Source organism: Methylobacterium sp. J-030 (assembly GCF_022829545.1).
Classification (GTDB): domain Bacteria; phylum Pseudomonadota; class Alphaproteobacteria; order Rhizobiales; family Beijerinckiaceae; genus Methylobacterium.
Genome location: NZ_JAKSYM010000081.1, coordinates 1 through 6,168, shown reverse-complemented (window position 1 = coordinate 6,168; position 6,168 = coordinate 1). Strand labels below are relative to the sequence as shown.

The 6,168-nt window shown below is 69.8% G+C and carries 10 protein-coding genes and 1 pseudogene; all 11 read right to left on the bottom strand.

Annotated features, from left to right (window positions below; all coding sequences use genetic code 11):
- Positions 1-299 (bottom strand): hypothetical protein (locus MKK75_RS04770; protein ID WP_244041482.1); only part of this gene is annotated, 299 nt, incomplete at its 3' end.
- Between the two features lie 77 nt (positions 300-376).
- Entirely contained in the window at positions 377-775 is a 399-nt protein-coding gene (locus MKK75_RS04765) for a putative phage tail protein (RefSeq protein ID WP_244041481.1), read from the bottom strand.
- 554 nt (positions 776-1,329) lie between these two features.
- The gene (locus tag MKK75_RS04760; RefSeq protein ID WP_244041480.1) at positions 1,330-1,485 is read right to left on the bottom strand and encodes a hypothetical protein; all 156 of its coding nucleotides are present in this window, start codon (positions 1,483-1,485) and stop codon (positions 1,330-1,332) included.
- A 1-nt stretch (position 1,486) separates the two neighbouring features.
- Positions 1,487-1,639 carry a hypothetical protein gene (locus MKK75_RS04755; protein WP_244041479.1) on the bottom strand — a complete coding sequence of 51 codons (153 nt, stop codon included), beginning with the start codon at positions 1,637-1,639 and terminating at the stop codon, positions 1,487-1,489.
- Positions 1,639-2,022 (bottom strand): hypothetical protein, encoded by a 384-nt coding sequence (locus tag MKK75_RS04750; protein WP_244041478.1) that lies wholly within the window; start codon positions 2,020-2,022, stop codon positions 1,639-1,641. Before MKK75_RS04750 ends, MKK75_RS04755 begins: the two co-directional genes overlap by 1 nt.
- Before the next feature lie 10 nt (positions 2,023-2,032).
- Positions 2,033-2,182, bottom strand: a complete 150-nt coding sequence (locus MKK75_RS04745) for a hypothetical protein (RefSeq protein WP_244041477.1) — start codon at positions 2,180-2,182, stop codon at positions 2,033-2,035.
- A 195-nt stretch (positions 2,183-2,377) separates the two neighbouring features.
- Positions 2,378-2,650: a hypothetical protein gene (locus tag MKK75_RS04740; protein ID WP_244041476.1), complete on the bottom strand. Its 273-nt coding sequence runs from the start codon at positions 2,648-2,650 to the stop codon at positions 2,378-2,380.
- A gap of 404 nt (positions 2,651-3,054) precedes the next feature.
- On the bottom strand, positions 3,055-4,320 hold the full coding sequence (locus tag MKK75_RS04735) for an SPFH domain-containing protein (protein WP_244041475.1): 1,266 nt from the start codon (positions 4,318-4,320) through the stop codon (positions 3,055-3,057).
- A gap of 154 nt (positions 4,321-4,474) precedes the next feature.
- Positions 4,475-5,410 carry a hypothetical protein gene (locus MKK75_RS04730; protein ID WP_244041474.1) on the bottom strand — a complete coding sequence of 312 codons (936 nt, stop codon included), beginning with the start codon at positions 5,408-5,410 and terminating at the stop codon, positions 4,475-4,477.
- Positions 5,411-5,508: 98 nt separating this feature from the next.
- On the bottom strand, positions 5,509-5,898 hold the full coding sequence (locus tag MKK75_RS04725; protein ID WP_244041473.1) for a hypothetical protein: 390 nt from the start codon (positions 5,896-5,898) through the stop codon (positions 5,509-5,511).
- A 142-nt stretch (positions 5,899-6,040) separates the two neighbouring features.
- A pseudogene (locus MKK75_RS04720) lies at positions 6,041-6,168 on the bottom strand (IS5/IS1182 family transposase); the annotation flags it as partial.

The window sequence follows — 6,168 nt, the reverse complement described above, 5'->3', positions numbered from 1 at the left end:
CTGAGCAGCGAGGCGAACACGACGTTGTTCGGCAGCACGCAGGTCAGGGCGTTCGGCGTGCCGGCGAACTGGCCGACGTAGACACCGCGGGCGATCGCCTGGATCAGCTGCGTCAGGTCCGAGCCGTTGAGCGTCTGGCCGGAGGCCTCGACCGCATTGAGGATCTCGGCCTCGGTGTCGGTGAACAGCGCGTGGCCGAAGTAGGAGCCCTCGACGCCGGTCGCGGGCACGCCGTCGGTCCAGGGCAGCTGCCCCGCATCCTCGGCGCCGTTCAGGGTGAGCGGGTAGTGCAGGCGCACGGGATCACTCCGGTGGGGAAGCCGGTGGGCGGGCCGCGAGCGGCCGGTTCAGGGCGGGTGAAGAGCGGCTGGCGCCGTCAGGCTTCGGTCAGGCGCAGCAGCGGGTCGCGCCCGAATGTCGAGCCGCCGAAGTTCGCGCGGCTCTGGGCGAGCGTCGTCGGCGTGCCGTAGGCGAACCGCAGGAGCGTGTGCGCGGGCTTGATGCGCCCGAAGATGCACTCCAAGTCCTCGGCCCTTCGGATCGCGAGCAGCGGGTCCCGCCCGAAGGACGAGAGCCCGAACCGGGCCCGGGTCAGGCGGTTGCCGGAGACGGTGACGGTCCAGCAGAACCGGAAGCCCGGCGGGTTGAGCCGCCCGCGCAGGCCTCCGAACGAGGACAGCCCGAACTGGGCGGCGCGGTATTCCTTGATCGTGATGGCGTAGCCGAGCGCGGCCGCGACCCCGATGAAGAAGGCCCTGGACTGGCCGCCCTGCATGGCGATCTTCTAGGCGAGCGCCTGGTGCCGCTCCGGCAGCGTCTGCACCACCGGGATGCAGGGATCGGGCAGGCCGTAGGCCCGCTCCCAATCCGAGAGCAGCAGCAGCGTGTAGCGCGGGTCCGTCTCGATCTACAGGAGGTCGGCCGCCAGCGGGTCGACCACCGCGCCCCAGATCTAGGCCTGGCCGCGGATCAGCTGCATCAGCGTCGAGGCCGGGTCGCGCGACCACGCGGCCCCGGTGGGTAGGAGGTCGGCGAAGGCCTGCGCGTAGTCGTCGCCGTCGCGGCGGATGATCCGTGAAGTGCGCGTAGCGCGGCCCGGGCTTCTCGATGGAGAGGTTTTGGTAGGCGTAGTCGCGGGCCGCGTTGCCGCCGATCAGGACACAGGCGGCGAGCGCGAAGTGGAGGGCGGCGATCAGCAGGACGTCGCGGAACGATATCGCGGCCGAGCGGCACGGGTGGTGGGCGTCGAGGCCGGCGATCGCGATCAGCAGCACCAGCGCCACCGCGATGAACGGGATGGGCGCCAGGCGCTCGATCAGGTCGGGCATGTCAGCGGCGGGCGGCCTTGCTCGGGATCAGCACCGCGCAGAGCAGCACCACCAGCGCGATCGCCAGGACCTGGGCGGTCAGCCGCGACGCGCAGACTAGGGGCTCGTAGGGGGCGACGCGGTCCGGGATGCCGGCGTCGAGGATCAGACCGTCCATGTCAGGGAGCCTCGCCGACGGACAGGGCGCGGCCGGCGTAAACCGGGCGGCCGACGCAGATGGCCGGGGCGGGATCGCGCCAGGACCGGACCGGATCCGGCGTGACGCGGCGCAAACCGATCAGGAGCGCGAGCCGCGCGACGATCCTAGGCATCAGAGTCGCGAGGCCTGCAGGACGGCGCGCGCATGCTCGCGCTGCTCGTCGACGAAGTGATCGCGGAAGACCGGGAGGCTGAGGCGCGCGGTCACCGCCCGTTCGTCGGCGATGTTCGGCGCCGCCACGACGCGGGTGCAGGCTGCGACCTCGGGCTCCCGCAGCACCGCGATCGTGTCGCGATAGATCCCCACGCAGGCGGGGGAATGCACGATGACCACCGCGCCATCCGACGGGAGGCCCATGATCATGCGATGCGTGCGGCTGGAGCGGCGCTTCTCGGCGGCGGTGGGCTTGGCTTCCGCGAGGCCCTCGGCCGCCGAGTGGGCCCGGGCATCCGCTGACACGCCGATGCGCAGCGGAGGGGCGTCCTGAAACAGCATCCGGTCAGCCTCAGCCGAAGATCGAGCGGAAGAACGCGGTGTCGAACGCCAGCCGGAACTGGAGGCTGTTCGCCCGGAAGCGGAGGTCGGTCGGCGCGCAGTCGCAGCGCTGGATCGCGGCGCACAGGTCGAGGAGCGCGGAGCGCTGGGCGGCGGTCACGAACGCTCCAAAGAAAAACCCCGCCGGAGCGGGGCGGGGTGATCAATTGTCGCGGCAGTTTTTCTGATCAGATACACGGAAATCCGAGCCGTATGGCAGTATATCGGCGCCGAGCGTCGCTGCGAATGCAGACTTCGCGAAGCCGGCGGGTCGGGTATCAACGCCCCTCAGCAGAGCCCGGCCCGCTGTCGAGGATCAAGCCGGCTTGCCGACCGCCCGGATGCGCTCGCGGTGGCGCAGGACGGCGGTCGGAACCGGCGGACGCGCTCGGCGCTCCGGCCCGGTGGCGTGTGCTTCGTGGCCGGGCCAGCTGCCGGTCAGGTCGCGGTAGAAGCGTCGGGCGTGGTCGCGGATCTCGTCGCGGTCGGCGACGTAGTCTTCCTGGGTGTGACGGTGACTCGGAGCGCGCAGGCGGTCCGCCAAGAGGCAGAGGCCGTGCAGGCGCTCGACGATGTCGCGTTCGGTCACGGCCGCGGATCCGTCATGGGAGCGAGCCTACCAAAAAATGGACCGCTTTGGGAGCGGATGGGGAAGGTGCGGGCCGGGGCTACAGCTTCAACCGCTGCCTGAGGGCAGCTGTGGGTCTGTCGGGCGTCCTGGCTGGCCGGCTTACTGCGATGCCTTTTTCACGGACCATGGCCCGCCGCACCATCTCGTTGCCCGCTCGGGCGAAGGTCTGTGGAGTGGCCCGCGCCATTGTCGTGGCGGTCCGGCCGGCTCACGGGCGGGCTTTCGCCCTCACGGCTACATGACCGACCCCGGAACGACGAAGGCCCCGGCGGTCGTCGCCAGGGCCTTCTAAATCTCTGCAGGGTCCGAACTACCGCAAGCCGTTCTCCCGGTCAAGCTGTCGTCGCGGCTCGGGTGGTTCATCAGCCCTTGGCGGGCGCGGCAGCCGGCAGCGAAGGCTTGGACTCGCCAGCCCCGAACCAGCCCCGGACCGTGCCGAGGATGTCGCTCGGGATCACGACCCACGACGGCAGGAAACCGGACGCGTTGCCGTTCCAGCGCCCGGCCAGCGTCTGCCGCGCCTGCGCGTCCGAGCGGCGGATCTCCAGGTCGAGGATCCGCTCCTGGATCGGCAACGTCGCGAGCTGCGCCTGGGCCGACTGCGCCCTCTTGTTGGCCATGAACGTGTCGTCGATCGCTGCCTGGATCGCGGCGTTCTCGAAGTTCAGCTCGTCGGCAAAGCCCAAGGTCGTCACCGTGACGCCCATCGGCGCGAACTGGTCGATCACCGCCTTCTCGACGGCCGCCATGATCTCGGCCTTCTGGTGGATCGCGTCGTCCGTCGAGCGGCGGCCGAACTCGCGCGCGAGCGCGGCCTGCACGGTGCGATGCACGTTGCCGTCGACCACCTCGGCGAGCGAGCGGCCGTAGAGCACGGAGGCGAAGCGCGCCTCGTCCGTGTCCTGGGCCGCCGGCTTGGTGCCGAACCAGTACAGGAACTTGGCCGCATCCTCCTCCTTCACGAAGGCGGAGATGACCACCGAGGTCGACAGCCCGATCGACTCGGCGGTCTCGAACCGGAAACCCTGGTCCGCGCTCGACGTGCCGCGATTGGCCGAGGTCGTCCACTCGCGCGACACCGGCGTGCGATCGACGATGATCAGGCGTGCGGCCGGCACGTAGTAGTCCGACAGCGTGCCGGTGTTGGGCAGCTTGGTGTGCGGGATCTGCACGCGCTTGGCCGCGACCTTGCTCTCAGCGAGGAACCGCTCCGAGCCGAACTGGGCTTGGCCGGTCTTCGTGTCCCCGCTCTCGGGGATCATGAAGGCCGACTGGTTCGGAAGGATCTCGATGTACTCACCGTAATCGTACTTGCTGAAGTAGGCGCGCGAGGGCTCGGGCGTGGCTACGACGCCCAGGCCGAGCAGGACGGCGGCCAGCGGCGCGCGGCGTCCGGGAACGAGCCAAATCAATGCGAGGACGGCGAGTAGCGCCAGGAACGGCAGCGGGGATCCGCCCGCCAGATCGGCGGTGACGCTGGTTTTCAGCGGCGCGAGGTCGCTGTCGGACAGCTGCTCGACGGCGGAGCGTCCGGCCACTATGCCGGCCTCGATCGACGCGAGGCGGGACAGGCCGGCATAGGTTGCGATGGCGCCGAGCGAGAGGCCGGCGCGGATGAGGGTGGACATGGAAGGTCTCGATAGTTCGAAGCCCGGTCCGGGCGAGGACGATATCAGTGTTCGCGATGCGTCCGCTCAGTGGTTCGACGACGAAGCTCGGCCGTGAGCCGAGCATGCGCCGCATGGAACTTTTCGCACCTGCGTAGTCCTTGATACGGTCCGTTCAGGCTTGCCGCTCGTTCGGTGGCGTCCAGTCCCGCGGGTCGATCTTGCGGACCGGGGAGGCCCGCATCGGCGCCGCGCGGCGTCCGGCCACCCGGCGATCCCGCTCGACGTGGCGTCGCGGGCGCAGGTTCGGCAGCGGGGCGCGCGCCTCTTCCGCCGGCTCCACCCACGGCGCGATCGGTGCCTTCGGCGGCAGGACCTCGATGCTGGTGAGAAACTGGAGCGCCGGCACGAGGTAGACCAGCGCCGCGTGCCAGTAGGCGTAGCGCAGCTGCTCCTCCAGAACCTCGTCGCCCGTGCGGGTGTAGTTCAGCTTGCAGAACAGGCCGGCGTCGCGACCGTCGCCCTTCGAGGTCGCGACCTCGTCGTGGCTGGTGAACCACGGCTTGCCGTCCGGACCCGCGCCGCAGGACGTGAGAACCGTGCGCCAGAGCGTGATCTTGCCGTTGTCCGACATCACCGGCTCGATCTCGATGCCGCCCGCGACCTCCGGAGGCCTGCGGATCGCGCCTGTCATGAGCCACGAGGGCGTCGCGTGTAGTGCGGTCGAGGTCAGCACGCCGAGATCGGCCTTGCCGCGCAGGTTGAACTGGATCGGATAGGGCGTCAGATCGAGCGGGCAGATGGCCGAGCCGGCCGCCGCCTTCTGTAACGTCTCGCTCAGGACCTGCAGGTGCGCCTCGATCGTGATGGCGTCCGGATGGGGGTCGCCCATGGCCGGCGGCATGCCGGGCTCGCGTGACCAGTTGTCGACCGGGCCGCCCATGGCGACCATGCGCCAGACCGGGTCGGATGCGCAGCGCGGGCCGCGGATCGGGCTGTCCGCCCGGCGCTTCGGCAGCTCGTCGCGGATCGCCCAGCGCAGCGCCTCCTCGATCGTCATCTTCCGGCGCTTGCGCGCCCCTTGGGTGGTGCTCTGCGTCGTTGCCGGCACGGTGGGTCCCCAATGCTGTGCCGGTTCGAAACGAAGCAGCAACGACGCAGTGGTCCGGCGGCGGTTTGGACATTGTCAAGCCGATCGCGACCTGTCTTTCAGCCGCGGCCGTCGAGCCTGTTCTTCTCGGCCACAACCCGTTCGCAGGCGCGCACGCGCTTCCGGTCGAAGGTGCGCCGCTTCATGTCCCAGGCCCCGCAGAACTGCGCGATCGACCCGCCGACCTCGCCCTCTGTGGCGATCGCCCGGGCCCAGAGCAGCAGGATCTTCCGCTCCTCCGAGCGGTCGCCGAGCACGGTTCCGGTGAAGGCCAGGATATCGAAGGTCGCGCTGGGCTGGTTCGCGGATACGCTCTGCAGCGTGTTGCCGCGCGGCGCGTAGATCGAGGTGTAGGGCATCGCCCGGAACGCGGTCGTCAGCCAGCGCTCGACGTCGGCGCAGGTCCAGGGCTCACGGGGTGGATTGCGGCCTTCCTGAGGGGCGGGCATCGAACGCGGGGGCGCGGCCCAAACCGCCGCTCTCCGTTCCTAGCATGTTCTCGGCAGGTTGACCGTTACCGAGGAGCCATCACGACAGGCGACGCGCTAAGCTCGACGGGATGCTACCGCCCTCTCGTATTACCGTCCGGACTCATAACCAGTAGCTGACGGTGGCAGCGATGCAGACGGCAGCGAGATAGTTCGTGGCCGAGCGGTCGTAGCGGGTGGCGATGCGGCGAAAGTCCTTGAGCCGGCCGAACATGCGCTCGATGGCATTGC

Coding starts and splice junctions, on each gene's coding strand:
- MKK75_RS04760 (WP_244041480.1), bottom strand. CDS start 1,485: ATGGACGGTCTGATCCTCGACGCCGGCATCCCGGACCGCGTCGCCCCC.
- MKK75_RS04735 (WP_244041475.1), bottom strand. CDS start 4,320: ATGTCCACCCTCATCCGCGCCGGCCTCTCGCTCGGCGCCATCGCAACC.
- MKK75_RS04755 (WP_244041479.1), bottom strand. CDS start 1,639: ATGCCTAGGATCGTCGCGCGGCTCGCGCTCCTGATCGGTTTGCGCCGC.
- MKK75_RS04750 (WP_244041478.1), bottom strand. CDS start 2,022: ATGCTGTTTCAGGACGCCCCTCCGCTGCGCATCGGCGTGTCAGCGGAT.
- MKK75_RS04725 (WP_244041473.1), bottom strand. CDS start 5,898: ATGCCCGCCCCTCAGGAAGGCCGCAATCCACCCCGTGAGCCCTGGACC.
- MKK75_RS04765 (WP_244041481.1), bottom strand. CDS start 775: ATGCAGGGCGGCCAGTCCAGGGCCTTCTTCATCGGGGTCGCGGCCGCG.